The organism is Pseudomonas sp. 32A (assembly GCF_052682255.1).
On record NZ_JBQYLY010000001.1, the window covers coordinates 3,806,944 to 3,833,368 of the forward strand.

The window sequence follows — 26,425 nt, forward strand, 5'->3', positions numbered from 1 at the left end:
AACTCTTTCAGTCAGACCTCAGCTTCTGGTTTGGGGGCTGCTGTGCAGCCCAGCGGGAGCAAGCTCCCTCGCCACAAGGTTATTTTGTGTGGTTCAGTCTGGTGTCAGCGCGGCGTGCTCTGCGAGTTCTTGCTGGATGAACGCGGCAATCATCGCCCGATAGACGTGCTCCGTGACGTCCGGGTTTGCGCCTACGGTGTGAGAGAGATCACGAACCTTGGCGATCACCTGCTCAACCCGCTGCGGGGCTTTCACGCCGTCACTGTCTTTTTTGAAGCGCGCCGCCTGGGAAACGAAGCCGCCCCGTTCGGCCAGCAGCGTAACGATCTGGTGATCAAGGCGGTCGATGTTTTCCCGGACTTGCTCGAGGTTGGTGCAATTAACGGCCATGTGGGTTGAAGCTCCTTTTGGTGATCGTTCCCACGCTCTGCGTGGGCATGCCGCCCTGGACGCTCTGCGTCCGCTTTTAACGGTCGTGACGTGGAGCGTCACAGGATGCATTCCCACGCGGAGCGTGGGAACGATCTACGGCTCAGGGGTTAATAGTGATACCACTTCACTTCCAGCATCACTTCGTTCACCGGTGTCGCGAGGTGGCTGTATTCCCGTTGCGCACTCAATCTCAACCCTAGGTTGCGCGACAGTTCCCACTGTTGATTCAGACTGATACTGCGCCGTACTTCGCCATTGGTGAAGAAATCACCCTTGGCTTCCAGGCTCAGGTTGCCCAGCGGGTTTCGCCATAGCACGCCGGTGTTGAAGCCGGCCGCCGGGGAGATGGCTTCGCCAAAGTCGCTGTTGTGTTCCACGCGCACGGTGCCAAGGGCGAAGCCGAGCATGTCGTCACGCAGTTGCCAGGTGCCGCCGGCGCCGCCATTGACGTGGCTGACCAACGTCTCGTCGTCATGCTTGCCCGGTACGCGTTCAAGGCCACCGGTCACTTGCCACGACCAGGGTTGCAGCAGTTCGTTACGCGGGGTCAGTGAGCGAATGGTCGCCAGGTCCAGCTGTTGTAACTGCCAGTGGTTGCCTTCGTACTGGCGTAGCTTCATTTGCAGGATTTCGATCTGCGCGCCCAGGGGGAAGCCTTCGGCGTTGTCATTCAGGTCGTGGTAGGCCATGCGCAGGCCGTATTCGCCGAAGGCCTTGTCGCCCCGGGTGCCGATGCCGGCTTGCCAGGTGCGGGATTCGTGGCCGTCCTCGGGGAGACCGGGGCGTTCGATTTTCAGGTCCGGCGCCGGGTTCTGGTTGATCGCCCGCAGCAGTTCGAAGCTGCGCTGGGAGCGTTCGGTGTCGCGCTCCAGGCCGTTGGCGCGGTAGCGGCCGAGGCGATAGGCGGCGTCGATGATCAGGGCCTGGCGGTCTTTGGCGATCGCTTTGAAGGTCGGGTCTTGCAGTTGTTTCTGGTCGTCGCTGATCTTCAGCACCCATTGCTGCTCGTCACTGTCCAGCGGCTTGGCGCGTTCCAGCAGTTCCCGTTCACGGGACGGGCGATAGTCGATTTTTTCTACCAGGCCGGCTTCTTTCACGGCTTTTACCGTGTCGGTAGGAATGGCGGTCAGCGGGAACTGTTCGGTCAGCCGCAGGCTTGGGCGGGCCACTTGCAGCAATTCCAGCAGGCGATAGGAGCAGTTTTCGTCGAAGAAGAAGTAGTCGAACTGGATCTGCTTGAGCTCCCACACGTGCTCAACCATGCGCTCGGTTTCGACCTGGGTCAGGTTCAGGCGATATTCCCACAGGTCGCGGTTCTCCAGGCTACGGTATTCCGAGAGCTTTTCCTGGTAGGGCACCAGCGCGAACAGCCCCGGATAGCCGCCCATCAGGCCTTTCCAGGCGTAGAGGATGCTGTTGTCCGAGCCTTCGATATAGGCGCCAAAGTTGATCGCGTAGCTGAGCAGGGCGGTGTTGTTGCTCTGCACGTCAGCCTGGTCGATGCGCAGCAGGGTGTGGCCGAACATTGACGACGGGCTGTTGAGGTAAGCCGCCGGGAAGATCATCACCGCACTGTGGGGTGCAACGTCCTTGAACCATTGCTTGAATTCCTTGCAGTCCAGCGTTGGCAAGTCAGTCAGGTGCAACTGGTCCTTGAGCCAGCGGGTACGTGCAGGATAAACGCATTGGACGTGTTTTTCGCCGAGGCTGGCCGGGGCATACAACGCCTCTACCGTGGCCTTCAGCTCCTGGTCCGGATGGTGGGCGCCATCGGGGGCGAGGAAGAATTTCTTGTCGCTGACATAACTGCGCCAGCCTTCGAACTTGCCGGATTCGTAATGCCCCAGCGAGAGCCAGAACGGGTCGTTGGCCAGCTGCTGCAAACGTTGATCATCAAGGTGCGGCGCCGCATACAGCGGGGCGCAGGCGAAGAGTGCCAGGTAGGCAAGGCGTTTGAGCATGTGGGCAACTTAAGTCGAGATAAAAAGACCCAAAGGGGAGGCAGGTCCAAAAATAATAAAACCCGTGCCTCGAAAGGCACGGGTGGGTCGAGCTTAAGCCTGGGTAGCGTATTTCGCCAGACGGGTGTCGCTTTTCAGTACAGCCAGGGTGTTGTTGTGCACGTCATCAGCGGTTACGTCAGCCTTGCTGAAGATTTGCTGGAAGTGCTCGTGAGTCACAGCGGCAAAGTGCTCGCGGTCTTCAGGAGCAACGCCCAGTACTACAGCGTAGGTAGTCAGCGCTTCGCCGTTACCCTTGGCCATGTCTTCGGACAGCTCGTTCATCATGCCATTCATGGCAATCCACGATTTGCCACCGTAGGTCAGTGCGCTGTTGGTGCTACAGCCGTTGGTGCCCGAGGTCATGCCGAACGTGGCGTTACCCGAGGTACCGTTGGTGGTGGAGGCCAGGAAGTGAGCCGGAGTGCCGCGTTGGCCTTCGAACAACATGTTGCCCCAACCGCAGTTCGGGCCACCTGGCGCTTCTGCCATTGCATTGAGGGAGACGACGGTGAAGAGAGTACCGAGAAGGATCCGTTTCATAGCTTTGTTCTCTTTGTGTGCAAACCAATGGACAAGGGTTCAGGTGCCTGACAGCACCCTAGGGGTCGGTTATTAGTCCAACCCGCAGCAGGTTGGAGTTTAGGCATGATCCAAGGGTTCCGTGACTTTTTATGAAACAAGCCGGAAACACTCGGTTTTTTTACAGCGTCAAACCTGGGGCTATGCTTTCCCTAAGCCGTCCTTGCCAGTCGGCCCAACCCGGCGCCAGAATGCCGTCATCTGCCCCGCCTGATGTAAGGAAGCCCGATGCCTGATCCTGTTGCTGCCAGCTTGCGTCTAGCGCCCGAAGCGCTGACCCGTCCTTTCTCCGCTGAACAGTTCAGCTTCTCGACCACCAATGATTTGGAGCCCTTTCGCGGTGTGCTTGGCCAGGAACGTGCGGTCGAAGCCTTGCAGTTCGGCGTGGCCATGCCACGCCCCGGTTACAACGTATTTGTCATGGGTGAGCCCGGTACCGGGCGCTTTTCGTTCGTCAAACGCTACCTCAAAGCCGAAGGAAAGCGCCTGCAGACCCCGGCCGACTGGGTCTACGTCAATAATTTCGATGAGCCTCGCGAACCCCGCGCGCTGGAACTGCCTGCGGGCGGTGCTGCCGCGTTCATCTCCGATATCAATGGCCTGATCGACAACCTGGTCGCGACCTTTCCGGCCGTGTTTGAACACCCGACTTATCAACAGCGCAAAAGCGCCATCGACCGCGCCTTCAACCAGCGCTACGACCGTGCTCTGGACGTCATCGAGCGCCTGGCCCTTGAAAAGGACGTGGCGCTGTACCGTGACAGCACCAACATTGCGTTCACCCCGATGCTCGACGGCAAGGCTCTGGACGAGGCTGAATTCTCGCAGCTGCCGGAAGCCGATCGCGAGCGTTTCCATACCGATATTTCCGAACTGGAAGAACGCCTCAACGAAGAACTCGCCAGCCTGCCCCAGTGGAAGCGCGAGTCCAACAACCAGATGCGCCAGTTCAACGAAGAAACCATCACGTTGGCCTTGCAGCCACTGCTGTCGCCGCTGTCCGAGAAGTATGCGGAGAACGCGGCAGTCTGCGGCTACTTGCAGGCAATGCAGGTCTATCTGCTGAAAACCGTGGTCGAGCAACTGGTGGACGATGCGAAAACCGATGCCCAGGCCCGCAAGTTGCTGGAGGAGCAGTACTGCCCGAGCCTGGTGGTAGGCCATCCGGTCAACGGTGGCGCACCGGTAGTGTTTGAGCCGCATCCGACCTACGACAACCTATTTGGCCGTATCGAATACAGCACCGACCAGGGCGCGCTTTACACGACTTACCGCCAGTTGCGGCCGGGTGCGCTGCACCGTGCCAATGGCGGTTTCCTGATCCTCGAGGCCGAGAAAATGCTCAGCGAGCCGTTTGTATGGGACGCCCTCAAGCGCGCCCTGCAATCGCGCAAGCTGAAGATGGAATCACCGTTGGGCGAACTGGGCCGCCTGGCCACGGTGACCCTCAACCCGCAAGTGATCCCGTTGCAGCTCAAGGTCATCATCATTGGCTCCCGCCAGCTGTACTACGCGTTGCAGGACGCCGATCCGGACTTCCAGGAGATGTTCCGGGTGCTGGTGGACTTTGACGAAGACATCCCGATGGTGGATGAAAGCCTGGAGCAGTTCGCCCAGTTGCTGAAAACCCGTACCTCGGAAGAAGGCATGGCGCCGTTGACCTCCGATGCGGTAGCGCGACTGGCGACCTACAGCGCGCGGCTGGCGGAGAACCAGGGCCGCCTGTCGGCGCGTATCGGTGATTTGTTCCAACTGGTCAGCGAGGCGGACTTCATTCGTCACCTGGCGGGTGATGAGCGCACCGACTCCGGGCACATCGAGCGCGCACTCAAGGCCAAGGCCACGCGCACCGGGCGGGTGTCGGCACGGATTCTCGACGACATGCTCGCCGGGGTGATCCTGATCGACACCGCCGGTGCGGCGGTGGGCAAGTGCAACGGGCTGACGGTGCTGGAGGTGGGTGACTCCGCGTTTGGTGTACCGGCGCGGATCTCTGCCTCGGTGTACCCGGGCGGCAGCGGCATCGTGGATATCGAGCGTGAAGTTAACCTCGGCCAGCCGATCCACTCCAAGGGCGTAATGATCCTCACCGGTTACCTGGGCAGCCGTTATGCCCAGGAATTCCCGTTGGCGATCTCGGCGAGTATCGCCCTGGAGCAGTCCTACGGTTATGTCGACGGCGACAGCGCCTCCCTGGGCGAGGCCTGCACCTTGATCTCGGCGCTGTCGAAGACGCCGCTCAAGCAGTGCTTTGCCATCACCGGCTCCATCAACCAGTTTGGTGAAGTGCAGGCGGTGGGCGGGGTCAACGAGAAGATCGAAGGCTTCTTCCGCCTTTGTGAAGCCCGCGGGCTGACCGGCGAGCAGGGGGCGATCATTCCCCAGGCCAACGTTGCGACGCTGATGCTCGACGAGAAGGTATTGCAGGCTGTGCGGCAGGGGCAGTTCCACGTCTACGCCGTGCGCCAGGCCGACGAGGCCTTGAGCCTGCTGGTGGGGGAGCCTGCGGGTTCGCCCGACGAGGACGGTCAATTCCCGGAAGGCAGCGTCAATGCGCGGGTGGTGGAGCGTTTGCGGGCGATTGCCGAGATGATCAGTGAAGATGATCTGAAGGAAGCCGAGAAGGAGCTGGCGCAGGAGGCGTTGGCAGAGGCCAAACCGGTGTAATCACTGCCGAAGGGGCCTGATTTGGGGTCCCTTCGGCATATTTTTGACGCCGTCGTGACGGCAGTCGTCCGTTGGTCCCCCGGCCTTGGTTTGTACCGGGTTTCTTCTATTCTCAGCTCAAGGGATATCCACAGGAGTCGCTGGATAGAAACAGTCTTGCCCTGCGAGGCTGAATACCGGATCTACCGAGGGTCGCCGCCATGTCGCGCAACCTCTGCCTCACCCGCCAGTGCCTGGGCCTGGTTACTCGTATCGAATGTTCCATTCGCCCTCTCGCCGGGGATACCGGGATGTGGACCTTGTTGTTTGCCGCCGGAATGACCGGTGAGCAGCCTTCCACCATCAAGTCCCAAGGCCCGTTTCATGGACCTTTCGTGGCACAAACCATCCTTGATTCGATTGTCGAAAGCCTGACCCTGCACGGGTACGAACTGGCGGACGACCCGCAGATCTGGTGCCTGCACCTGCAGGCGCACTTGCGACAGCTCAATGGCGGGCGGCAGACGGCGCTGAGCGATATCCGCTGAGCACCGAAAGCCAAATGTGGGAGCGGGCTTGCTCGCGAATGCGCTGTGTCAGTCAATATATCTGTGACTGATGAACTGCATTCGCGAGCAAGCCCGCTCCCACATTGGATCTTCAACGCCAGTGGAGCTGATGTTATGGCTTGGGAGCTAGGGTCGTCTCAGGTTTGTCCAGCTTCACCTCAAACCCATACTGCACCGTGTCCAGACCGGTGCGCTGGTAGGTCTCCAATGTCGTCGGCTGGCCGTAGAAGTAATGCACGTCGAACAGCGCCGTGCCGTATTCCTCGGCGCGGTGGCTGACGCCGAGAATTTCCTTCAGGTAGTTGCCGCTGGCGTCCTTGGCATAGAACCGCCAGCTATCGGACGGGAACAGCTTCTGGTCGACAATCAGCGCGTTATCCTTCAGCTCCAGGCCCTTGGGCAGTTGCCCGGCCGTGAGGTTGCCTTTTTCGATGGTGGCCAGGAACAGTGGCATTGATCCCACGGCAAAACCCGGATTCTCGGGGAAAAGGTTCAGGTCATAGGTGATGGTGCCGCGCCCAGGATCGACCTCGTAGGCTTCGGCGGGCAGTTCGATGGGCTCACCGAGCTTGCCTTCGTCGTTGGCGGTGAGGAAGGTCACGGGGGCATCGCCGCCACCCCGGTCTTCGCCCAGCAGGTCGTCGTTGAAGGTGTAGGGGTGATCGAACTCGATGTGTGCTGCGCTGGCGTCATCCACCGATTGGTTGATGGTGACACTTTTCTTCAATTGGTCTTCGGACAGGGTGGCGTCCTTGAGCCAGTCCGCAGCCTGGTCGTCATATACGGTGACGGGCATCGGCAGCGGCTGTACGGTTTTCTCCAGGCTGTTCTTGTCGAAGCGCCTTACGGGCAGGTCCAGGTCCTTGCGGGTCACGGTGGCCTGGGAAAAGTCGAGGACGCTGACTTGCACATTGTCGACCAGGCCGTTGAAGTACACCTTGGTGTAGTGGCTGTTCTGCTTGTGTTCAAAGGCTTTCTGTTCGTCTTCCAACTGCTTTTCAAAGGCGTCGGACCAGGCCGTCTGCTTTTGCATCTCTGCCAGTTGCTTCTCGTAGAACGCCAGTTGCGCGGCGTTCTCGTTGATTGAGCCTGAGCGCGAGAGAAATTGCCCGGTGGTGTCGCGAGCCTGCACCAGCAGCGGGTTAGGCGATTCGTCCGCGACTTCCGGCGCCAGCGGGGCGCTGTTGGTCAGTTCGATCTCGGCGTAGTTCTTTTCCAGGGTCAACAGGGTGACCGTGACGTTTTCTTCGGTGCGTTTGCGGCCCACGTCCTTTTTCGACAGGTCGAAGGTGAAGACTTTACGCGGCGCGATGACTTCCACCTTGCCTTTGAGGGAGACGGGCTGCGGCTGGCTCTTGTTTTCAGTCTCGATGCCTTCGATGAACGGGTAGGTCACCGTCAGATCATCGGGGTTGGTCAGGTTGGAGCTGGTGGGGCTCAGCTGGATGCCCGGGTCGGTTTCCGACCATTCCGGCTGGAAGGGGATGACCTTGTTGTTGCTCAAGGTCACCGACTGCCATTCCAGGCCGTGGGGGAAGGGGAACTGGTCGGGCATGTTGAAGTTGAACGGGAAGATCGGTTGCAGGTCCGTCAGGTAGTCCGAGTGGGATGCCTTGCGCAGGACAAACAGGCCATTGATGTAGGTATCCACCAACGCCTGGGGCGTGGGGTAGTGCTTGAGCAATGCCAGGGCGTCTTCGCTGTACTCGGCCTCGATAGGCTTGCTGGCGAGCTTGGCCCGTGCCCGCTCCAGCAACAGCAGCGAGCCACCGAGCTCGGATACGGCGTCCTTGAGCTTGGGGTCCTGGATCGCGTCCAGGGACTGTTCGAACTTGGCGGTTTTCTCTTCGAGGCTGGCTTGCTTGTGTTCATCGCTTGGGGAGCAACCGCCGCCCATCAGCAACGCCGCGCACAGGCCAAGGCTGGCCAAAGGGGATCGCACATCCATTATCTGAGTTTTCCTGTCCGACATCATCGAGCCGAGTTGATGAGCTCGACACTAGCAGAAAAAATCTTTTACAGATGCCGTACAGATCAGTTTTATCGACGGTTTCTGGCGTTTGCGTGCGGCTGGTATACTCGCCGCCATTTTTAGCCACGCTGTGTGAGATTCAATGGAACGCTTTATCGAAAATGCAATGTATGCCTCACGCTGGCTGTTGGCGCCGATCTATTTCGGGTTGTCCCTGGGGCTGTTGGCGCTTGGGCTGAAGTTCTTCCAGGAAGTGTTCCATGTGATTCCCATGGTGTTTTCCATGAGCGAGTCGGATGTGATCCTGGTGCTGCTGTCGTTGATCGACATGGCGCTGGTGGGCGGCTTGCTGGTGATGGTGATGATCAGCGGCTACGAGAACTTCGTTTCCCAGCTGGACATCGACGAAAGCAAAGAGAAGCTCAACTGGCTGGGGACCATGGATTCCTCGTCGCTGAAGATGAAGGTCGCGGCGTCCATCGTGGCGATTTCGTCGATCCATTTGCTGCGGGTGTTCATGGACGCCAAGAACGTCGATCCCGAGCATCTGAAGTGGTATGTGATCATTCACATGACCTTTGTAGTGTCGGCGTTTGCCATGGGTTATCTGGACAAACTGACTAAGCATTGATCAGCGCCCGGCGGGTGTGCGCCTGAGGCTCCAGGGCTCATCAAGAGCGGGGCTTGTGTGCTAGTCTGCTCGCCCTTTTAGTTTGGACGACACTTGTGTCGTCCTACAGCGGAGCCTTTCCATGTCCGAAGTTAATCTGTCCACCGACGAAACCCGCGTGAGCTACGGCATTGGCCGTCAGTTGGGCGACCAACTGCGCGACAACCCGCCACCGGGCGTGAGCCTGGACGCGATCCTGGCTGGCCTGACCGACGCTTTCGCCGGCAAGCCTAGCCGTGTGGACCAAGAGCAAATGGCCGCCAGCTTCAAGGTCATCCGCGAAATCATGCAAGCCGAAGCCGCTGCAAAGGCTGAAGCTGCTGCTGGCGAAGGCCTGGCTTTCCTGGCTGAAAACGCCAAGCGCGACGGCATCACCACCCTGGCTTCCGGCCTGCAATTTGAAGTGCTGACTGCCGGTACCGGCGCCAAGCCGACCCGTGAAGACCAAGTGCGTACTCACTACCATGGCACCCTGATCGACGGCACTGTGTTCGACAGCTCCTACGAGCGCGGTCAGCCAGCAGAGTTTCCGGTTGGTGGCGTAATTGCCGGCTGGACCGAAGCCCTGCAACTGATGAATGCCGGCAGCAAATGGCGCCTGTACGTGCCGAGCGAACTGGCTTACGGCGCTCAAGGCGTTGGCAGCATCCCGCCGCACAGCGTTCTGGTGTTCGACGTCGAGCTGCTCGACGTACTGTAAGACCGCTGACTAGGTTGCAGGAGCGAGCCTGCTCGCGATGAACGTCAACGATGACGCGCCCATGCTGAATGAACGCGGTGTCTTTGAGGTCTTCGCGAGCAAGCTTGCTCCTACGCGGTTTTGCAGGTTGCTCATGGATGAAACTTGCCATTGAGATCCGTCACCGGGCGCAACGCCCGGGCATAGCAGAACAGAAACAGGTTTCTCACCACTTCCTTCAGCACCCCAGGTTCACTGGAACTCAGGCCATTGACGTCCAGGTCGCCCTGATCCTGCAGTTCGCTCAACGCTTCTTCTTCCAGCACCGCGCAGACTTCACCGGTTTCCCGATGGAGGATTCGCAGGTAAGGGTGTGGACGGTCCAGCCAGGCATCGATCAAATAAGTCATGGGAAGCATCTCCTTGATGGGTTTCAATGAGAATAATTCTTATTCAAGGAATAGCAAGTCCCTATTGGCGATTTCCGGACTTTTCTGTGTGGATATTGTTTTTGATCAAAAGGGCTGGCCTTTTGCCGCTAGTGCGGAAATAACGCGGGGAGGGTGAAGCGCCATCCCGTGCAGGGCACGAGATGGAGGCATCCGGTTCAGACCTTTCGGACGAACTCGGACTTGAGTTTCATCGGGCCGATACCGTCGATCTTGCAGTCGATATCGTGGTCGCCGTCGCACAGGCGGATGTTCTTGACCTTGGTGCCGACCTTGACCACCAGCGATGTGCCTTTGACCTTGAGGTCCTTGATCACGGTGATGGTGTCGCCGTCCTGCAGGACATTGCCCACAGAGTCTTTCTTCACGGATTCATCGCTGGCAGCCTCGGCTTCGCCACCGATGGCCCACTCATGGGCGCATTCCGGGCAGATCAGCTGGGCGCCGTCTTCGTAGGTGTATTCGGAATTGCATTTTGGGCAGGGTGGCAACGTGCTCACTAAAGCTCCTTTGGTTTCAGGATGGCTAAAAGCGCACATTATATAGGGTTTTAGCGTGGTGAGGGCGCACCGTCCCTTGTAGGAGCGAGCTTGCTCGCGAAAAACTCAAGGACGCCGCGTGTAATCAGGTATACGCGTCATCGTTAAAGACCTTCGCGAGCAAGCTCGCTCCTACAGGGATTGCTTAGTGAGTGCGGGCGACCGCGAACTCACTCAGCTCAACCAGGGCGTCCCGGTATTCGCTGGCTGGAAGGGCTTCCAGGCATTGGATGGCACGAGCCACGTAGTCACGGGCCAGTTGCGCGGTGTATTCGAGGGAGCCCGAGGCTTCCACGGCTTCGCGGATGCTTTCCAGGTCTTCGATCCCGCCTTTCTGGATCGCCTTGCGCACCAGGGCGGCCTGTTCCGGCGTGCCTTCGCGCATGGTGTAGATCAGCGGCAAGGTCGGCTTGCCCTCGGCCAGGTCGTCACCGACGTTCTTGCCCAGGGTTTCGGCGTCGCCGCGATAATCCAGCAGGTCGTCTACGAGTTGGAAGGCTACGCCCAGGTGATCGCCGAAGGTGCGCAGGGCTTCGCTCTGCTCGGGCGTCGCTTCGCACAGGGCGGCAGCGCTGTGGGTCGAGGCTTCGAAGAGCATCGCGGTTTTGCCGCGAATCACTTCCATGTAGGTTTCTTCGGTGGTGCTGGCGTCGCGAACCTTCGACAGTTGCAACACTTCGCCTTCGGCGATGATGCGCGTGGCCTGTGAAAGAATCTTCATCACCGGCATCGAGCCCAGTTCGACCATCATTTCGAACGAGCGCGAGTACAGGAAGTCGCCCACCAGCACGCTCGGCGCGTTGCCCCACATCGCGTTGGCCGTCTCGCGACCACGGCGCATGCCGGACATGTCGACCACGTCGTCATGCAGCAGGGTGGCGGTGTGTAGGAACTCGATGGTTGCGGCCAGCAGGCGCAGGTCATCGCCTTCGCGGCCAAGGGCCTTGCCACACAGCAACACTAATAAAGGACGCAGGCGTTTACCGCCGGCCGACGTAATGTAGTCGCCAATTTTGGAGACCAGCGGCACTTTAGAAGTCAGCTGCTTCTTGATGATGCCGTCGACGGCGCTAAAATCGTCCGCCACCGCGCGGTAGAAAGCTTGGGGTTGCATCAGCGACAGTCGCTCCAGAAGGGTTGCGCGGCATGCTAGGACCCGCGTCCCGTAGTGTCAAGGCGCGACCAGTCACCATGAAAGCTACTGCGCTCGGCAATCCTGCGTCAAAAACAGGCTCGGAATGCTCATTTACAGCCAGTAGACTCCGCTTCCTCGCCTGTTTTTTCCTTGTCTTGCCTTCGCTCGCTACGCTTTCACGGCGACTGGCGGCCACTTGCAACACCTCCATAGCTTGCGTACAATCGCGCACCCTGAACTTCCTGGGCAGCACCTGCCTTACGCAATTGCATTCGGGACGTCCATCCCATGCAGCCATGCCAGCCAATACCTCTTCTTATAAAGCGCTGGGTGAGCAGGATTATCGGAGAAATACCATGTCGTACGCAGTAATTGTTACTGGTGGCAAGCAATACAAGGTCGCCCCAGGTGAATACCTGAAGATTGAGAAGCTGGAAATCGCTACTGGCGAATCCGTTACTTTTGATCGCGTTCTGTTGGTCGCCAATGGCGATGACGTGAACATCGGCGCTCCAGTTGTTGCAGGCGCTACCGTTGTGGCTGAAGTGATCTCCCAAGGTCGTCACGATAAAGTCCGCATCATCAAGTTCCGTCGTCGTAAGCACCACATGAAGCGTATGGGCCACCGCCAGTGGTACACCGAGATCAAAATCACCGGTATTCAGGCTTAATTTCAGCCTAATTCCTCACTAGGAGAATTGACTCATGGCACACAAAAAAGCTGGTGGTAGTACCCGTAACGGTCGCGACTCAGAAGCCAAACGCCTTGGCGTGAAGATGTATGGCGGCCAGGTTATCATTCCGGGCAACATCATCGTGCGTCAGCGCGGCACCCAATTCCACGCCGGTTACGGTGTTGGCATGGGTAAAGATCACACTCTGTTCGCTAAAATCGACGGCGTGATCAAGTTTGAAGTAAAAGGCGCTTTCAACCGCCGTTACGTGAGCATTGTCCCGAAGACTGAAGTCGTCGCGGCATAATTACGTAGTTGCTGGAAAAGCCCTGTCTCGCGACGGGGCTTTTTCGTTTGTGGGGTGAGTCTCTTGCAAAGCTGTTTGTGATGGGCGAAAGCAGTGGATTTGCGGTCGTTGCTTGAGGTCGCTGCGCTCATTTTTGCAAGAGTCTTATGTCTTGGTTTCTTAAGCTCGTCCGTGTGGCGAGAGGCGTTTTGTTATGAAGTTTGTTGATGAAGTTTCGATCCGAGTAAAAGCTGGCGACGGCGGTAACGGTTGCATGAGTTTCCGTCGGGAAAAATTCATCGAAAACGGTGGTCCTAACGGCGGTGATGGCGGTGATGGCGGCTCGGTCTACATGATCGCCGACGAAAACCTCAACACCCTGGTGGACTACCGTTACACCCGGCACTTTGATGCCGAGCGTGGCTCCAACGGCGGCAGCACTGACTGCACCGGTAAAAAAGGCGAAGAGTTGGTGCTGCGGGTTCCGGTCGGTACCACCGTGATCGACTCCGCGACCCAGGAAGTCATCGGCGACCTGACCAAAGCCGGTCAGCGCCTGCTGGTGGCTCATGGCGGCTGGCACGGTCTGGGCAACACCCGTTTCAAATCCAGTACCAACCGTGCACCACGCCAGACCACGCCGGGCAAGCCTGGCGAACAGCGTGACCTCAAGCTGGAAATGAAGGTACTGGCTGACGTGGGCCTGTTGGGCTTGCCGAACGCCGGCAAAAGTACGTTCATTCGCTCGGTGTCTGCTGCCAAGCCGAAAGTTGCCGATTACCCGTTCACCACCTTGGTGCCAAACCTGGGTGTGGTCAGTGTTGATCGCTGGAAAAGCTTTGTGGTTGCGGACATTCCGGGCTTGATCGAAGGCGCTTCCGACGGCGCGGGCCTGGGGATTCGTTTCCTCAAGCACTTGTCCCGTACCCGTTTGCTGTTGCACCTCGTCGACATGGCGCCACTGGATGACACCAGCGCGCCGGACGCCGCTGAAGTGATCGTCAGCGAACTGACCAAGTTCAGCCCGTCCCTGGCTGAGCGTGATCGTTGGTTGGTGCTGAACAAGTGCGACCAGATCCTCGAGGAGGAGCACGAAGAGCGCGTCAAGGAAATCGTCGATCGCCTGGAATGGACGGGCCCGGTCTACGTGATCTCGGCCATTGCCAAAGAAGGCACTGAGCGCCTGACTCGCGACATCATGCGTTACCTCGAAGACCGTGCCGACCGCCTGGCCGCCGATCCTGTCTACAAGGCCGAGTTGGCTGAACTGGATCAGCGCATCGAAGACGAAGCCCGTGCCCAGTTGCAGGCGCTGGATGATCAGCGTGCCCTGCGTCGCAGTGGCGTCAAGTCGGTCCATGACATCGGTGACGATGATTGGGACGAAGAAGACGTGGATGATGAAGATGGTCCGGAAATCATTTACGTGCGCGACTGATTCGTTGCAGTAAACTTAAGCGCCGCTCAATCGAGCGGCGTTTTGGTATCTGGAAATCGGTAGTCACGAATAACGTTATGGGCGGCGCTGGGTCGCGCGGCCCTCTATCTAAGGTTGAAGATGATGCGGAGCAAGGTGACAGGTGCGCAGCGTTGGGTCGTTAAGATCGGTAGCGCGCTGCTGACGGCGGATGGCAAGGGGCTGGATCGTGCGGCCATGAGCGTCTGGGTGGACCAGATGGTGGCTTTGCATGAGGCTGGCGTCGAGTTGGTGCTGGTGTCGTCCGGGGCGGTTGCCGCCGGTATGAGTCGCCTTGGCTGGACCGCGCGACCCAGCGCGATGCACGAGCTGCAAGCCGCTGCCGCCATTGGTCAGATGGGCCTGGTGCAAGCCTGGGAATCCAGCTTTGCCGAGCACGGCCGTCATACGGCGCAGATTCTGCTGACCCATGACGACTTGTCCGACCGCAAGCGCTATCTGAATGCTCGCAGCACGCTGCGCGCCTTGGTTGAACTCAAGGTGATCCCAGTGATCAACGAGAATGACACCGTGGTGACTGACGAAATTCGCTTTGGCGATAACGACACCTTGGCGGCTCTGGTGGCGAACCTGGTTGAGGCCGATTTGCTGGTGATTCTCACGGATCGCGACGGCATGTTCGACGCTGATCCGCGCAATAACCCTGAGGCGCAGCTGATTTACGAGGCGCGTGCCGATGATCCGGCGCTGGATGCAGTGGCGGGCAGTGTCGGCGGTGCCCTGGGGCGTGGCGGCATGCAGACCAAGTTGCGTGCGGCACGGCTGGCGGCGCGTTCCGGCGCGCATACCATCATCGTTGGCGGTCGGATTGAGCGGGTCCTGGACCGTCTCAAGGCGGGCGAGCGCATCGGTACGCTGCTGTCGCCTGAGCGCGGCATGCTGGCGGCGCGCAAGCAGTGGCTGGCGGGGCATCTTCAGACGCGCGGTACCCTGGTGCTGGATGCAGGGGCTGTGTCGGCGCTGTCTCAAGGCAACAAAAGCCTGCTGCCGGTGGGCGTAAAATTGGTCCAGGGCAGCTTCCGCCGTGGCGAGATGGTAGTGTGCGTGGCGCCGGATGGTCGCGAGATTGCCCGTGGCCTGGCCAATTACAGTGCCCTTGAGGCGCAGAAAATTATTGGGCAATCGTCTGATGCGATTGTCGGTCTGTTGGGTTACATGGCTGAGCCGGAGCTGGTTCACCGGGATAACCTGATTCTGGTTTAAGTAAAAAGGAATTCTCGATGCGCGTGATGAAGGGGTTGCTCGGTGTACTGCTGGCGATGCCGTTGCTGGCATCGGCCGAAGAGATTGGCCAGGTGTCGACGGTGTTCAAGTTTGTCGGCCCCAATGACCGGATTGTGGTCGAAGCCTTTGATGACCCGAAGGTCGATGGCGTGACCTGCTACCTGTCTCGCGCCAAGACGGGTGGGGTGAAAGGTGGTCTGGGGTTGGCTGAGGATCGTGCTGAGGCGTCGATTGCCTGTCGTCAGGTGGGCGCGATTCACTTCAAGGGTGAGCTGAAGGACGGGGATGAAGTATTCAAGGAGCGCACGTCCCTGGTGTTCAAGACCATGCAGGTGGTGCGTTTCCTCGACAAGAAGCGCAATACCCTGGTGTATCTGGTGTACAGCGATCGCTTGATCGAAGGCAGTCCGCAGAATGCGGTGACGGCGATTCCGATCTTGCCGTGGCCTGCCCAGTAGGAGCGAGCTTGCTCGCGAAATGCCAGAGAGCGCCGCGTTTATTCAGGCGGCGCACATAATCGTTAAAGACCATCGCGAACAAGCTTGCTCCAGCAAGCAGGCAATAAAAAACCGACCCTGGGGTCGGTTTTTTAACAAGCTTATCGCTTAGGCTGCAGCAGCAAGGTTCAGAGCCTTGATGTGGCCATTCAGACGACCTTTATGGCGAGCAGCTTTGTTCTTGTGGATGATGCCTTTATCGGCCATACGGTCGATAACTGGCACAGCCAGAACGTAAGCAGCTTGAGCTTTTTCAGCGTCTTTTGCGTCAATGGCTTTAACTACATTCTTGATGTAGGTACGAACCATGGAACGCAGGCTGGCGTTGTGGCTGCGACGCTTCTCAGCCTGTTTTGCACGTTTTTTGGCGGAAGGTGTGTTGGCCACCGTCGAGCTCCTCGAAAGACTTTTTAGGAAATAGCAAACAAAATAGGCCGCGAATCATGCCGATGAGTTGAAGTCTTGTCAAGGGCGTGTGATGCGAACTGCTGAGTGGTCGATCTTAAGAGGCGGGTGATTTATTTCCGGCGCTTGACCTGTAAACTCGCGAGCTTTGGCTCTGTGCTTGTTGCAGGCGCGGAGTATCGCATATGTGGGCCGTTTGTTCGCCTGCTCTTTATCTATAGGCAAAAACTCTTTCAATGAACCTGCTCAAATCGTTGGCCGCTGTCAGCTCTATCACCATGATTTCCCGGGTTCTGGGGTTTGTGCGTGACACGCTGCTGGCACGCATTTTTGGCGCCAGCATGGCCACGGATGCCTTCTTTATTGCCTTTAAACTGCCCAACCTGCTGCGGCGGATCTTCGCCGAGGGGGCTTTTTCCCAGGCCTTCGTGCCTATTCTGGCGGAATACAAGGCCCAGCAAGGGGAGGAGGCGACCCGCATCTTTATTGCCTATGTTTCGGGTTTGCTGACGTTGGTGCTGACGTTGGTGACCATCGCAGGCATGCTCGCCGCGCCCTGGGTGATCTGGGCCACGGCCCCCGGTTTTGCCAATACACCGGAAAAATTCGCCCTGACCACTGACCTGTTGCGGGTGACCTTTCCTTATATATTGCTGATTTCCCTGTCGTCCTTGGCCGGGGCGATCCTCAATACCTGGAACCGTTTCTCGGTGCCGGCCTTCGTGCCGACCCTGCTTAACGTCAGCATGATTATTTTCGCGCTGTTCCTGACGCCGTATTTCGATCCGCCCGTGATGGCTCTGGGCTGGGCGGTCTTGGCCGGTGGCCTGGCACAACTGCTGTACCAGCTGCCGCACCTGAAGAAGATCGGTATGCTCGTGCTGCCGCGCCTGAACCTCAAGGACACCGGCGTGTGGCGGGTGATGCGCAACATGCTGCCGGCAATCCTCGGGGTTTCCGTCAGCCAGATCTCGCTGATCATCAATACCGCCTTTGCCTCGTTGCTGGTCTCGGGTTCGGTGTCGTGGATGTACTACGCCGATCGCCTGATGGAGTTGCCGTCCGGCGTACTGGGCGTGGCGCTCGGCACCATCCTGCTGCCAACGCTGTCCCGCACCTATGCCAGCAAAGACCGCCACGAGTACTCGCGAATTCTCGATTGGGGGCTGCGCCTGTGCTTCGTGCTGGTGCTGCCGTGCGCCGTGGCCTTGGGATTGCTCGCTGAACCGCTGACGGTTGCCCTGTTCCAGTACGGCCAGTTCACCGCGTTTGACGCCTCGATGACGCAACGTGCGCTGATCGCCTATTCCGTCGGCCTGCTGGGCATTATCGTGATCAAGGTGCTGGCCCCAGGCTTTTATGCTCAACAAAACATTCGTACGCCGGTAAAGATCGCGATCTTCACCTTGGTGGTTACACAACTGCTCAACCTGGCGTTTATCGGTCCGCTGAAGCATGCGGGGCTGGCGCTGGCAATCAGTGTGGGTGCCTGCATCAATGCCGGGCTGCTGTTTTATCAGCTGCGCAAACAGAAAATGTTCCAGCCTCAGGCAGGCTGGGGTTCGTTTGGGCTCAAGTTGGTGGTGGCGGTGGGCACGATGGCCGCGGTGCTACTGGGGCTGATGCATTTCATGCCCGCGTGGGACCAAGGCCATATGCTGGAGCGGTTTATGCGTCTCGGTGCATTGGTGGTCGCTGGCGTGCTGGTGTACTTCGGCATGTTGCTGCTGATGGGCTTCCGTTTACGGGATTTCAATCGCAAGTCGCTGAGCTAGAGACTTTTCGTCGATAAGACGGTTGTTTTATCGATTCGCGCAAATGGCCTGCGCTGTTGCCTGTCGTCCGGGGCTGGGTGTGGTTATAATCGACCACTTTATGAGCAAGAAGCGCGTTATGCAGCTGGTTCGAGGTCTCCACAACCTGCGCCCCCAGCATCGGGGCTGCGTCGCCACTATTGGCAACTTTGACGGTGTTCACCGTGGCCACCAGGCTATCCTGGCCCGCCTGCGTGAGCGTGCGGTTGAGTTGGGCGTGCCCAGCTGCGTGGTGATTTTTGAACCACAGCCGCGCGAATTCTTTACCCCGGAGACGGCGCCGGCGCGTCTGGCCCGTCTGCGGGACAAGCTGCAACTGCTGGCTGAAGAAGGCGTGGACCGCGTCCTCTGCCTGGCTTTCAACCAGCGCTTGCGCAGCCTCAGCGCCGCCGAGTTTGTCGACCGTATCCTGGTGGACGGCCTGGGCGTGCAGCACCTGGAGGTCGGTGACGACTTCCGTTTCGGTTGCGACCGGGTAGGGGATTTCGATTTCCTGCAACAGGCCGGCGTTACCCAGGGTTTTACCGTCGAAGCCGCGCAAACCGTCGAACTGGACGGCCTGCGCGTGAGCAGTACTCAGGTGCGTAACGCCCTGGCCGCTGCCGACTTCGCCTTGGCCGAGCGTTTGCTCGGTCGCCCGTTCCGGATTGCCGGGCGGGTCCTGCACGGCCAGAAGCTGGCGCGCCAACTGGGCACGCCAACCGCCAACGTGCAGCTCAAGCGCCGTCGTGTGCCACTGACCGGGGTTTACCTGGTGAGTGTCGACATCGACGGCCAATCGTGGCCCGGAGTCGCCAACATAGGCGTCAGGCCCACGGTTGCAGGTGATGGCAAAGCCCACCTGGAAGTTCACCTTTTGGATTTTGCCGGTGATTTGTATGACCGGCGTTTGACGGTGGCTTTCCACCAAAAGCTGCGTGAAGAGCAGCGTTTCGCCTCCCTGGAGGCGTTGAAAACGGCGATCAATGCGGATGTCGCCGCCGCCCGTGCACTAGCCGCACCTAGCGCCCATCGCTAATGAAGAGCCTTAAATGACCGACTATAAAGCCACGCTAAACCTTCCGGACACCGCCTTCCCAATGAAGGCCGGCCTGCCACAGCGCGAACCGCAGATCCTGCAGCGCTGGGACAGTATTGGCCTGTACGGAAAGTTGCGCGAGATTGGCAAGGATCGTCCGAAATTCGTCCTGCACGACGGCCCTCCTTATGCCAACGGCACGATTCACATCGGTCATGCACTGAACAAGATTCTCAAGGACATGATCATCCGCTCGAAAACCCTTTCGGGCTTCGACGCGCCTTATGTCCCGGGCTGGGACTGCCACGGCCTGCCGATTGAACACAAGGTCGAAGTGACCTACGGCAAGAACCTGGGCGCGGATAAAACCCGCGAACTGTGTCGTGCCTACGCCACCGAGCAGATCGAAGGGCAGAAGTCCGAGTTCATCCGCCTGGGTGTGTTGGGCGACTGGGCCAACCCGTACAAGACCATGAACTTCAAGAACGAGGCCGGTGAAATCCGCGCCTTGGCCGAAATCGTCAAGGGCGGTTTCGTGTTCAAGGGCCTCAAGCCCGTGAACTGGTGCTTCGATTGCGGCTCGGCCCTGGCTGAAGCCGAAGTTGAGTACGAAGACAAAAAGTCTTCGACCATCGACGTCGCCTTCCCGATCGCCGATGAAGCCAAACTGGCTGAAGCCTTCGGTCTGGCGAGCCTGGCCAAGCCAGCCTCCATCGTGATCTGGACCACTACCCCGTGGACCATCCCGGCCAACCAGGCGCTGAACGTGCACCCGGAATTCACCTACGCCCTGGTGGACGTCGGTGACAAGCTGCTGGTGCTGGCTGAAGAGCTGGTCGAGGCGTGCCTGGCCCGCTACAACCTGCAAGGCTCGGTGATCGCGACCACTACTGGCTCCGCGCTGGAGTTGATCAACTTCCGTCACCCGTTCTACGACCGTCTGTCGCCAATCTATCTGGCCGAGTACGTTGAACTGGGCGCCGGCACCGGCGTGGTTCACTGCTCGCCTGCCTATGGCGTAGACGACTTCGTGATCTGCAAGCAGTACGGCCTGGTCAACGACGACATCATCAATCCAGTGCAAAGCAACGGCGTGTACGTGCCGTCCCTGGAATTCTTCGGCGGCCAGTTCATCTTCAAGGCCAACCCGGCGATCGTCGACAAGCTGGCTGAAGTCGGTGCGCTGCTGCACACCGAAACCATCACCCACAGCTACATGCACTGCTGGCGTCACAAGACCCCGCTGATCTACCGCGCCACTGCGCAGTGGTTTATCGGTATGGACAAAGAGCCGACCAGCGGCGAAACCCTGCGCAAGCGTGCGATCAAGGCGATCGAAGACACCAAGTTCGTTCCGGCCTGGGGTCAGGCGCGCCTGCACTCGATGATCGCCAACCGTCCGGACTGGTGCATCTCCCGCCAGCGTAACTGGGGCGTGCCGATCCCGTTCTTCCTGAACAAGGAAAGCGGCGAGCTGCATCCACGTACCGTCGAGCTGATGGAAGTGGTGGCCCAGCGTGTTGAACAAGAGGGCATCGAAGCCTGGTTCAAGCTGGACGCCGCCGAGCTGTTGGGCGACGAAGCGCCGCTGTATGACAAGATCAGCGACACCCTCGACGTCTGGTTCGACTCCGGTACCACTCACTGGCACGTATTGCGCGGTTCGCACCCAATGGGCCACGAGACCGGCCCGCGTGCCGATCTGTACCTGGAAGGTTCCGACCAACACCGTGGCTGGTTCCACTCCTCGTTGCTGACCGGCTGCGCGATCGACGATCACGCCCCGTACCGCGAGCTGCTGACCCACGGTTTCACCGTCGACGAGAACGGTCGCAAGATGTCCAAGTCCCTGGGCAACGTGATCGCGCCGCAAAAGGTCAACGACACCCTGGGCGCCGACATCATGCGCCTGTGGGTTGCCTCTACCGATTATTCGGGCGAGATGGCCGTGTCCGAGCAGATTCTGCAGCGCAGCGCCGATGCCTATCGCCGGATCCGTAATACCGCACGTTTCATGCTGTCGAACCTGACCGGTTTCAACCCGGCCACCGACATCCTGCCGGCCGAGGAAATGCTCGCCCTGGACCGTTGGGCCGTGGACCGTACCTTGTTGCTGCAGCGCGAGCTGCAAGAGCACTACGGCGAATACCGCTTCTGGAACGTCTACTCGAAGATCCACAACTTCTGCGTGCAGGAGTTGGGTGGTTTCTACCTCGACATCATCAAGGACCGCCAGTACACCACCGGCGCCAACAGCAAGGCCCGCCGTTCGGCGCAAACCGCGCTGTACCACATCTCTGAAGCGCTGGTGCGCTGGATCGCCCCGATCCTGGCGTTCACCGCCGACGAGTTCTGGGAATACCTGCCGGGCGAGCGTAACGAGTCCGTGATGCTCAACACCTGGTACGAAGGCCTGACCGAATTGCCGGCCGACTTCGAACTGGGTCGCGAGTATTGGGAAGGCGTGATGGCCGTCAAGGTTGCCGTGAACAAAGAACTGGAAGTGCAGCGCGCGGCGAAGGCCGTTGGCGGCAACTTGCAGGCCGAAGTCACGCTGTTTGCCGAGGAAGGCCTGACCGCTGACCTGGCCAAGCTGAGCAACGAACTGCGCTTCGTCTTGATCACCTCGACCGCCAGCCTGGCGCCGTTTGCCCAAGCGCCTGCGGATGCCGTCGCGACCGAAGTCCCGGGCCTCAAGCTCAAAGTGGTCAAGTCGTCCTTCGCCAAGTGCGCCCGTTGCTGGCACTGCCGTGAAGATGTCGGCGTGAACCCTGAGCATCCGGAAATCTGCGGTCGTTGCGTCGACAACATCTCTGGCGCTGGCGAGGTTCGTCACTATGCCTGAAGCCAGTCGTTTTGGACGCCTGGGCTTGCTCGTGTTGAGCGTGCTGGTGCTGGTCATTGACCAGCTCAGCAAGGCTCACTTCGAAGGCGCCCTGGAGATGTACCAGCAGATCGTGGTGATTCCCGACTACTTCAGCTGGACCCTGGCCTACAACACCGGCGCTGCGTTCAGCTTCCTGGCTGACAGTTCCGGCTGGCAGCGCTGGCTGTTTGCCCTGATCGCCGTAGTGGTCAGTGCGGTGCTGGTGGTTTGGCTCAAGCGCCTGGGGCGCAATGACACCTGGCTGGCCGTCGCTTTGGCGCTGGTGCTGGGTGGTGCATTGGGCAACTTGTACGACCGCATTGCCCTGGGCCATGTGATCGACTTTATTCTGGTGCATTGGCAGAACCGCTGGTACTTCCCGGCGTTCAACTTTGCCGACAGCGCCATCACCGTCGGTGCAATCATGCTGGCGTTGGATATGTTCAAAAGCAAGAAAACCGGAGAGACCGTTCATGACTGAACAGGTATTGGCTGAGCAACGCATCGGCCAGAACACGGAAGTCACCTTGCATTTCGCATTGCGCCTGGAGAATGGCGATACGGTCGACAGCACCTTCGACAAGGCCCCGGCGACCTTCAAGGTCGGCGACGGCAACCTGCTGCCGGGTTTCGAAGCGGCACTGTTCGGCTTCAAGGCCGGCGACAAGCGCAACCTGCAGATCCTGCCGGAAAACGCCTTTGGCCAGCCCAACCCGCAAAACGTGCAGATCATCCCGCGTTCGCAGTTCCAGGACATGGAACTGTCGGAAGGCTTGCTGGTGATCTTCAACGATGCGGCGAATACCGAACTGCCGGGTGTGGTGAAAGCTTTTGATGACGCGCAAGTGACCATCGACTTCAACCACCCGTTGGCCGGGAAAACCTTGACCTTTGATGTCGAAATCATCGACGTTAAAGCGCTGTAACTAACGAAATCGGCCTGCTGTAGGAGCGAGCTTGCTCGCGAAAAACTCAAGGGCAGCGCGTTTATCCAGAAAAAACGCGTCATCGTTGACGATCTTCGCGAGCAAGCTCGCTCCTACAGGGCAAGACACGAGGCACAGCATGCAAATCAAACTCGCCAACCCCCGTGGCTTCTGCGCCGGCGTGGACCGGGCGATTGAAATCGTCAACCGCGCCCTGGAAGTCTTCGGGCCGCCGATTTATGTGCGCCATGAAGTCGTCCACAACAAATTCGTGGTCGAAGACCTGCGCAGCCGCGGGGCCATCTTCGTTGAAGAGCTGGATCAGGTGCCGGACGACGTTATCGTCATCTTCAGCGCCCACGGCGTTTCCCAGGCTGTACGCACCGAAGCGGCAGGCCGTGGCCTGAAAGTGTTCGACGCCACCTGCCCGCTGGTGACCAAGGTGCACATCGAGGTCGCGCGCTACAGCCGTGATGGTCGTGAATGCATCCTGATTGGCCACGCCGGTCACCCGGAAGTCGAAGGCACGATGGGCCAGTACGACGCCAGCAATGGCGGCGCGATCTACCTGGTGGAAGACGAAAAAGACGTCGCCGCGTTGCAGGTGCACAACCCTGAAAAGCTGGCCTTCGTTACCCAGACCACCCTGTCCATGGACGACACCAGCCGCGTCATCGATGCGCTGCGTACGCGCTTCCCTGCGATTGGCGGGCCGCGCAAGGACGACATCTGCTACGCCACGCAAAACCGTCAGGATGCAGTCAAGCAATTGGCCGACGAATGCGACGTGGTGCTGGTGGTGGGCAGCCCCAACAGCTCCAACTCCAACCGTTTGCGTGAGCTGGCCGAGCGCATGGCCACTCCGGCCTATTTGATCGATGGTGCCGAAGACATGCAGCGCAGCTGGTTCGATGGCGTCGAGCGCATCGGCATCACGGCGGGTGCCTCGGCCCCGGAAGTGCTGGTTCGCGGCGTTATTCAGCAACTGCAGGCCTGGGGCGCCACAGGCGCTGATGAGCTGGCTGGCCGTGAAGAGAACATCACTTTCTCCATGCCCAAGGAGCTGCGGGTTCGCTCGCTGCTCTGAGTCCCAAGGTGCCGGCGTAGCCCCGGCACAGCGCCTGCTCGGTTTTGTTACTGCGCAGGCTGATGCGCCCGCTGGCGGCCAGCACGACTTGATACAGGCTCAGTTGCTGGTCCGTCGCGCACACGTGAACGGTGCCGGCGCTGAAAGCCCCTGCCGACAGCAACGGTTCACCCAGGCCGCTGAAGCGTATCTGGGTTCTCACTGGCGTATTCCCTACAATCGGTATCTGGCCACTGTCCTGGCGCTCCAGCAGCACCGGGTTTTTATCGTCCAGATGGCCGCGGCCGTTCAGGTCCAGTACCACCCTCCATCCCCGGCTCCAGTCATCATCCAGCGCATGGATAACCACCGTGCGGTTGCGCGCGATGGCTTCCGCGCGGGCGTAACGCACCCCGCCGGCGAGTGATTCGGCGGCGCTCTGGCGACGTTGCGATTCAAGCAGCCCCTTGAGGCTCGGCACTGCCAGATTGGCCAGGATGCCGCTCAGGAACAGACCCAGAACCAGCTCAATCAGAGAGAAACCTCGTTGTTTCATGTGCCGTCCCTCCGTGGACGCGGTGTGCTTTTTCAGTGGATGCCGAGTGGCAGACTTAGTTATAGCGGCCAGTCCGGCGTGGCGAATGATGGCCATCCTGTCCAAAGTATTTCGCTTTGTTCCGGGATGCAGCGCTCAGGCAAGACCGGCGCTAGTCTTGCGTCGCACGGCAGATTTCCCACTGCTTTTTGATGACCTTCGACATGGATGACGATGGTAATGATCGCTTTCCCCGTAACGAATCACCCTCAATTGACCCAAGCCGGGATGACCCTGATCGAGGTCCTGGTATCTGTGCTGATCCTCGCCGTCGGCCTGCTGGGGGCTGCGGTGATTCAGCTCAATGCGCTGAAATACACCGACAGTTCCAGGATGACCAGCCAGGCCAGTTTCATCGCTTACGACATGCTCGACCGCATCCGCGCCAACTCAGGCGCCGATTATTCGTGGGGGCAGAGTGAGTACGCGCCCTCCAGCACTTCGGTCGCGAGTGTCCGTGATCTGGACCTGCACGATTTTGAAGCCAACATCGCAGGATTTGCGGGGGAGAGCGCCAAGGGTTCGGTTGCGGTCAATCAGCGAGAGGTGACCATCAGCATCAGTTGGGACGACTCCCGTGGAGCCAAGGCTCAAGGCGCCCGGGAAACGTTCACCCTGACCAGCCGGGTCGCCGTCGACCCGAGGGGGTTGCCATGACCGGCTTTGCTCGCGGTTTCAGCTTGGTGGAGTTGCTGCTTGCATTGGCCCTCGGCCTGCTGCTGATCATGGGGGTGACCCAGATTGCGCTCAGCTCCCGTACCACTCATGCCAGCCAGCGCGCGGCTTCGTTATTGCAGGATGATGCGCGGTTTGTCCTGGGCAAACTGATTCAGGAAATACGCCAGGCAGGCATGTTTGGTTGCCTGTCCACCGCATCAATCAGCAACGCTCCCGCAGGGTTCGACCGTCCCATCGGCTGGAGTGCCACCGGCAACTCCCGGTCCCTGACGCTGGTGACCGCTGACGTCGGAGAGGGTGGCAGCAAGCCTGACTGGACAGTGCTTTCCGATTGCACCGGTTTTGCCCACGCTTTTGGGGGAAAACCACCGGCACCAGCGCCCGGGCAGATCCGCTTTCCATTGCGCAAGCTGACTTACACCTTCGAGGGTGGGCAGCTAAAGCTCAGCACGTTGGCAGCCCCGAGCAAGGCGGTACTGGTGGATAACGTGGGCGCTTTCGATATCAGTTTCGGGGTGGCCGGGAAGGCGGGCTCAACGGTTGTCACCCGATATGACCCCAGCCCCGGCGACGAATCGCTTATACGCAGCGTTCGGATTCTGCTGACGCTTCAGGATCCCACTGGGCGGGTGAGAGACCAGACCTACAGCGTTGTAGCGGCGCTACGTAATCGTCTGGAGTAGCTCGCCCATGGGTTATTACCGCTCTCGTTCGAGGCAGGCCGGCATGGTTTTGCTGATCAGCCTGATATTCCTGCTGTTGTTGGCGCTCCTCGGATTGTCTTCGATGCAGGGGGCCATCTCGCAAGAAAAAATGACCGGCAGCGTTCGACAACGCAACCAGTCGTTTCAGCTGGCCGAAAGCGGTCTCAGGCTTGGTGAATCTGTGGTGCAGGCGCCTGGTTTTGGCTTGCGTCCTTGCCACTCGACTGCTGCGTGTGCGCCACCTCCCGAGTCTGTTTCGGTAGTGGGACCCGGGACGAACCCTGTGTCGGCTGTCACCTGGGTGGGGATGAAAGATGGCGTTTACGGTATTCAAAATCTTGGGCCGGGGATGGGCTTGGCTCATCTCCCGGCAGAGACCCAAGCCACCCTCTATCGAGTGACTTCGGTGGGGATCAGCGGTCACTCGCGTTCCGTCCTGGAGACGGTGTATGCGCGTGTGGGCAGCGGCGCCGGTGAGCGTTTTCGACGAATCATGTGGCGACAACTTCAATAGGTGAGCGG

Annotated in this window: 27 protein-coding genes; 18 read left to right on the plus strand and 9 right to left on the minus strand. The window is 59.5% G+C overall.

All coding sequences use genetic code 11. From position 1 onward, the window contains the following. Nucleotides 1–93 precede the first annotated feature (93 nt). The 3 genes from ACUN0G_RS17440 to ACUN0G_RS17450 all read right to left on the minus strand — a co-directional run bounded on the left by ACUN0G_RS17440 (nt 94) and on the right by ACUN0G_RS17450 (nt 2,975). The gene (locus ACUN0G_RS17440) at nt 94–390 is read right to left on the minus strand and encodes a chorismate mutase (RefSeq protein ID WP_445573906.1); all 297 of its coding nucleotides are present in this window, start codon (nt 388–390) and stop codon (nt 94–96) included. Between the two features lie 149 nt (nt 391–539). Continuing rightward, the gene (locus ACUN0G_RS17445; RefSeq protein ID WP_445573907.1) at nt 540–2,393 is read right to left on the minus strand and encodes an Lnb N-terminal periplasmic domain-containing protein; all 1,854 of its coding nucleotides are present in this window, start codon (nt 2,391–2,393) and stop codon (nt 540–542) included. A 93-nt stretch (nt 2,394–2,486) separates the two neighbouring features. After that, nucleotides 2,487–2,975, minus strand: coding sequence for a DUF3015 domain-containing protein (locus tag ACUN0G_RS17450; RefSeq protein ID WP_003215845.1), 489 nt, complete (start codon nt 2,973–2,975; stop codon nt 2,487–2,489). 267 nt (nt 2,976–3,242) lie between these two features. Here ACUN0G_RS17450 and ACUN0G_RS17455 point away from each other — a divergent pair, with 267 nt between their 5' ends. Both ACUN0G_RS17455 and ACUN0G_RS17460 read left to right on the plus strand, forming a co-directional pair. After that, nucleotides 3,243–5,681 (plus strand): Lon protease family protein, encoded by a 2,439-nt coding sequence (locus tag ACUN0G_RS17455; RefSeq protein WP_258348254.1) that lies wholly within the window; start codon nt 3,243–3,245, stop codon nt 5,679–5,681. Nucleotides 5,682–5,881: 200 nt separating this feature from the next. Further along, on the plus strand, nt 5,882–6,208 hold the full coding sequence (locus tag ACUN0G_RS17460) for a PA4575 family protein (protein ID WP_076014017.1): 327 nt from the start codon (nt 5,882–5,884) through the stop codon (nt 6,206–6,208). 133 nt (nt 6,209–6,341) lie between these two features. On the opposite strand, the gene ACUN0G_RS17465 is transcribed toward ACUN0G_RS17460, so the two are convergent. Then, nucleotides 6,342–8,177, minus strand: a complete 1,836-nt coding sequence (locus tag ACUN0G_RS17465; protein WP_445573908.1) for a hypothetical protein — start codon at nt 8,175–8,177, stop codon at nt 6,342–6,344. 166 nt (nt 8,178–8,343) lie between these two features. Here ACUN0G_RS17465 and ACUN0G_RS17470 point away from each other — a divergent pair, with 166 nt between their 5' ends. Both ACUN0G_RS17470 and ACUN0G_RS17475 read left to right on the plus strand, forming a co-directional pair. Next, nucleotides 8,344–8,832, plus strand: a complete 489-nt coding sequence (locus ACUN0G_RS17470; RefSeq protein ID WP_076014015.1) for a TIGR00645 family protein — start codon at nt 8,344–8,346, stop codon at nt 8,830–8,832. Nucleotides 8,833–8,953: 121 nt separating this feature from the next. Next, nucleotides 8,954–9,571: an FKBP-type peptidyl-prolyl cis-trans isomerase gene (locus tag ACUN0G_RS17475; RefSeq protein ID WP_034115957.1), complete on the plus strand. Its 618-nt coding sequence runs from the start codon at nt 8,954–8,956 to the stop codon at nt 9,569–9,571. A 131-nt stretch (nt 9,572–9,702) separates the two neighbouring features. Here ACUN0G_RS17475 and ACUN0G_RS17480 read toward each other — a convergent pair whose 3' ends face one another. The 3 genes from ACUN0G_RS17480 to ACUN0G_RS17490 form a co-directional block, all read right to left on the minus strand. After that, nucleotides 9,703–9,960, minus strand: a complete 258-nt coding sequence (locus ACUN0G_RS17480) for a PA4570 family protein (RefSeq protein ID WP_003215856.1) — start codon at nt 9,958–9,960, stop codon at nt 9,703–9,705. A gap of 197 nt (nt 9,961–10,157) precedes the next feature. After that, the gene (locus ACUN0G_RS17485) at nt 10,158–10,499 is read right to left on the minus strand and encodes a zinc ribbon domain-containing protein YjdM (protein ID WP_177026205.1); all 342 of its coding nucleotides are present in this window, start codon (nt 10,497–10,499) and stop codon (nt 10,158–10,160) included. 184 nt (nt 10,500–10,683) lie between these two features. Next, nucleotides 10,684–11,652 carry a polyprenyl synthetase family protein gene (locus tag ACUN0G_RS17490; RefSeq protein ID WP_003215860.1) on the minus strand — a complete coding sequence of 323 codons (969 nt, stop codon included), beginning with the start codon at nt 11,650–11,652 and terminating at the stop codon, nt 10,684–10,686. A 377-nt stretch (nt 11,653–12,029) separates the two neighbouring features. On the opposite strand from ACUN0G_RS17490, the gene rplU reads away from it, so the two are divergent. The 5 genes from rplU (at nt 12,030) to ACUN0G_RS17515 (ending at nt 15,792) form a co-directional block, all read left to right on the plus strand. After that, nucleotides 12,030–12,344, plus strand: a complete 315-nt coding sequence (gene rplU, locus ACUN0G_RS17495) for a 50S ribosomal protein L21 (RefSeq protein WP_003176051.1) — start codon at nt 12,030–12,032, stop codon at nt 12,342–12,344. A 34-nt stretch (nt 12,345–12,378) separates the two neighbouring features. After that, nucleotides 12,379–12,654, plus strand: a complete 276-nt coding sequence (gene rpmA, locus ACUN0G_RS17500; RefSeq protein ID WP_003215862.1) for a 50S ribosomal protein L27 — start codon at nt 12,379–12,381, stop codon at nt 12,652–12,654. 193 nt (nt 12,655–12,847) lie between these two features. Then, nucleotides 12,848–14,071: an Obg family GTPase CgtA gene (gene cgtA / locus ACUN0G_RS17505; RefSeq protein WP_003215864.1), complete on the plus strand. Its 1,224-nt coding sequence runs from the start codon at nt 12,848–12,850 to the stop codon at nt 14,069–14,071. Nucleotides 14,072–14,194: 123 nt separating this feature from the next. Further along, entirely contained in the window at nt 14,195–15,313 is a 1,119-nt protein-coding gene (gene proB / locus ACUN0G_RS17510; protein ID WP_017477809.1) for a glutamate 5-kinase, read from the plus strand. 17 nt (nt 15,314–15,330) lie between these two features. Further along, the gene (locus ACUN0G_RS17515; protein WP_076014013.1) at nt 15,331–15,792 is read left to right on the plus strand and encodes a CreA family protein; all 462 of its coding nucleotides are present in this window, start codon (nt 15,331–15,333) and stop codon (nt 15,790–15,792) included. A gap of 147 nt (nt 15,793–15,939) precedes the next feature. Here the strand turns inward: ACUN0G_RS17515 and rpsT are convergent, their stop codons facing one another. Next, the gene (rpsT, locus tag ACUN0G_RS17520; RefSeq protein WP_003215870.1) at nt 15,940–16,218 is read right to left on the minus strand and encodes a 30S ribosomal protein S20; all 279 of its coding nucleotides are present in this window, start codon (nt 16,216–16,218) and stop codon (nt 15,940–15,942) included. Nucleotides 16,219–16,472: 254 nt separating this feature from the next. Here rpsT and murJ point away from each other — a divergent pair, with 254 nt between their 5' ends. From murJ to ispH, 6 genes are all read left to right on the plus strand, one after another. Further along, nucleotides 16,473–18,011, plus strand: a complete 1,539-nt coding sequence (murJ, locus tag ACUN0G_RS17525; protein ID WP_445573909.1) for a murein biosynthesis integral membrane protein MurJ — start codon at nt 16,473–16,475, stop codon at nt 18,009–18,011. A gap of 118 nt (nt 18,012–18,129) precedes the next feature. Continuing rightward, nucleotides 18,130–19,068 carry a bifunctional riboflavin kinase/FAD synthetase gene (ribF, locus tag ACUN0G_RS17530; RefSeq protein WP_076014011.1) on the plus strand — a complete coding sequence of 313 codons (939 nt, stop codon included), beginning with the start codon at nt 18,130–18,132 and terminating at the stop codon, nt 19,066–19,068. 13 nt (nt 19,069–19,081) lie between these two features. Beyond that, nucleotides 19,082–21,913, plus strand: a complete 2,832-nt coding sequence (ileS, locus tag ACUN0G_RS17535; RefSeq protein ID WP_258348228.1) for an isoleucine--tRNA ligase — start codon at nt 19,082–19,084, stop codon at nt 21,911–21,913. After that, nucleotides 21,906–22,415 (plus strand): signal peptidase II, encoded by a 510-nt coding sequence (lspA, locus tag ACUN0G_RS17540; protein ID WP_003215877.1) that lies wholly within the window; start codon nt 21,906–21,908, stop codon nt 22,413–22,415. The genes ileS and lspA overlap by 8 nt, the downstream gene beginning before the upstream one ends. A 7-nt stretch (nt 22,416–22,422) precedes the next feature. Further along, complete coding sequence (fkpB, locus tag ACUN0G_RS17545) at nt 22,423–22,860, plus strand: FKBP-type peptidyl-prolyl cis-trans isomerase (RefSeq protein WP_003215879.1); 438 nt, start codon at nt 22,423–22,425, stop codon at nt 22,858–22,860. Nucleotides 22,861–22,999: 139 nt separating this feature from the next. Continuing rightward, nucleotides 23,000–23,947: a 4-hydroxy-3-methylbut-2-enyl diphosphate reductase gene (ispH, locus tag ACUN0G_RS17550; RefSeq protein WP_048724209.1), complete on the plus strand. Its 948-nt coding sequence runs from the start codon at nt 23,000–23,002 to the stop codon at nt 23,945–23,947. Here the strand turns inward: ispH and ACUN0G_RS17555 are convergent. Continuing rightward, nucleotides 23,901–24,482 carry a GspH/FimT family pseudopilin gene (locus ACUN0G_RS17555; protein WP_445573910.1) on the minus strand — a complete coding sequence of 194 codons (582 nt, stop codon included), beginning with the start codon at nt 24,480–24,482 and terminating at the stop codon, nt 23,901–23,903. The two genes, ispH and ACUN0G_RS17555, sit on opposite strands and share 47 nt — an antisense overlap. Before the next feature lie 219 nt (nt 24,483–24,701). On the opposite strand from ACUN0G_RS17555, the gene pilV reads away from it, so the two are divergent. From pilV to ACUN0G_RS17570, 3 genes are read left to right on the plus strand one after another with little or no spacing between them, the layout of a single operon-like run. Continuing rightward, the gene (gene pilV, locus ACUN0G_RS17560; protein ID WP_445573911.1) at nt 24,702–25,178 is read left to right on the plus strand and encodes a type IV pilus modification protein PilV; all 477 of its coding nucleotides are present in this window, start codon (nt 24,702–24,704) and stop codon (nt 25,176–25,178) included. After that, nucleotides 25,175–25,882 carry a PilW family protein gene (locus tag ACUN0G_RS17565; RefSeq protein ID WP_445573912.1) on the plus strand — a complete coding sequence of 236 codons (708 nt, stop codon included), beginning with the start codon at nt 25,175–25,177 and terminating at the stop codon, nt 25,880–25,882. The genes pilV and ACUN0G_RS17565 overlap by 4 nt, the downstream gene beginning before the upstream one ends. 7 nt (nt 25,883–25,889) lie before the next feature. After that, nucleotides 25,890–26,417, plus strand: coding sequence for a pilus assembly PilX family protein (locus ACUN0G_RS17570; RefSeq protein ID WP_445573913.1), 528 nt, complete (start codon nt 25,890–25,892; stop codon nt 26,415–26,417). The last annotated feature ends 8 nt before the right edge of the window (nt 26,418–26,425 follow it).

Excerpts from the sequence above, each read along its gene's own strand:
- ACUN0G_RS17440 (WP_445573906.1), bottom strand. The coding sequence starts at position 390 with ATGGCCGTTAATTGCACCAACCTCGAGCAAGTCCGGGAAAACATCGAC.
- ACUN0G_RS17450 (WP_003215845.1), bottom strand. The coding sequence starts at position 2,975 with ATGAAACGGATCCTTCTCGGTACTCTCTTCACCGTCGTCTCCCTCAAT.
- ACUN0G_RS17445 (WP_445573907.1), bottom strand. The coding sequence starts at position 2,393 with ATGCTCAAACGCCTTGCCTACCTGGCACTCTTCGCCTGCGCCCCGCTG.
- ACUN0G_RS17475 (WP_034115957.1), top strand. The coding sequence starts at position 8,954 with ATGTCCGAAGTTAATCTGTCCACCGACGAAACCCGCGTGAGCTACGGC.
- pilV (WP_445573911.1), top strand. The coding sequence starts at position 24,702 with ATGATCGCTTTCCCCGTAACGAATCACCCTCAATTGACCCAAGCCGGG.
- ACUN0G_RS17490 (WP_003215860.1), bottom strand. The coding sequence starts at position 11,652 with ATGCAACCCCAAGCTTTCTACCGCGCGGTGGCGGACGATTTTAGCGCC.
- ACUN0G_RS17570 (WP_445573913.1), top strand. The coding sequence starts at position 25,890 with ATGGGTTATTACCGCTCTCGTTCGAGGCAGGCCGGCATGGTTTTGCTG.
- ACUN0G_RS17565 (WP_445573912.1), top strand. The coding sequence starts at position 25,175 with ATGACCGGCTTTGCTCGCGGTTTCAGCTTGGTGGAGTTGCTGCTTGCA.
- proB (WP_017477809.1), top strand. The coding sequence starts at position 14,195 with ATGCGGAGCAAGGTGACAGGTGCGCAGCGTTGGGTCGTTAAGATCGGT.
- ACUN0G_RS17470 (WP_076014015.1), top strand. The coding sequence starts at position 8,344 with ATGGAACGCTTTATCGAAAATGCAATGTATGCCTCACGCTGGCTGTTG.
- ileS (WP_258348228.1), top strand. The coding sequence starts at position 19,082 with ATGACCGACTATAAAGCCACGCTAAACCTTCCGGACACCGCCTTCCCA.
- lspA (WP_003215877.1), top strand. The coding sequence starts at position 21,906 with ATGCCTGAAGCCAGTCGTTTTGGACGCCTGGGCTTGCTCGTGTTGAGC.
- ispH (WP_048724209.1), top strand. The coding sequence starts at position 23,000 with ATGCAAATCAAACTCGCCAACCCCCGTGGCTTCTGCGCCGGCGTGGAC.
- ACUN0G_RS17460 (WP_076014017.1), top strand. The coding sequence starts at position 5,882 with ATGTCGCGCAACCTCTGCCTCACCCGCCAGTGCCTGGGCCTGGTTACT.
- murJ (WP_445573909.1), top strand. The coding sequence starts at position 16,473 with ATGAACCTGCTCAAATCGTTGGCCGCTGTCAGCTCTATCACCATGATT.
- rpmA (WP_003215862.1), top strand. The coding sequence starts at position 12,379 with ATGGCACACAAAAAAGCTGGTGGTAGTACCCGTAACGGTCGCGACTCA.
- cgtA (WP_003215864.1), top strand. The coding sequence starts at position 12,848 with ATGAAGTTTGTTGATGAAGTTTCGATCCGAGTAAAAGCTGGCGACGGC.
- rplU (WP_003176051.1), top strand. The coding sequence starts at position 12,030 with ATGTCGTACGCAGTAATTGTTACTGGTGGCAAGCAATACAAGGTCGCC.
- ACUN0G_RS17480 (WP_003215856.1), bottom strand. The coding sequence starts at position 9,960 with ATGACTTATTTGATCGATGCCTGGCTGGACCGTCCACACCCTTACCTG.
- ACUN0G_RS17515 (WP_076014013.1), top strand. The coding sequence starts at position 15,331 with ATGCGCGTGATGAAGGGGTTGCTCGGTGTACTGCTGGCGATGCCGTTG.
- ACUN0G_RS17465 (WP_445573908.1), bottom strand. The coding sequence starts at position 8,177 with ATGGATGTGCGATCCCCTTTGGCCAGCCTTGGCCTGTGCGCGGCGTTG.
- ACUN0G_RS17455 (WP_258348254.1), top strand. The coding sequence starts at position 3,243 with ATGCCTGATCCTGTTGCTGCCAGCTTGCGTCTAGCGCCCGAAGCGCTG.
- ACUN0G_RS17555 (WP_445573910.1), bottom strand. The coding sequence starts at position 24,482 with ATGAAACAACGAGGTTTCTCTCTGATTGAGCTGGTTCTGGGTCTGTTC.
- ribF (WP_076014011.1), top strand. The coding sequence starts at position 18,130 with ATGCAGCTGGTTCGAGGTCTCCACAACCTGCGCCCCCAGCATCGGGGC.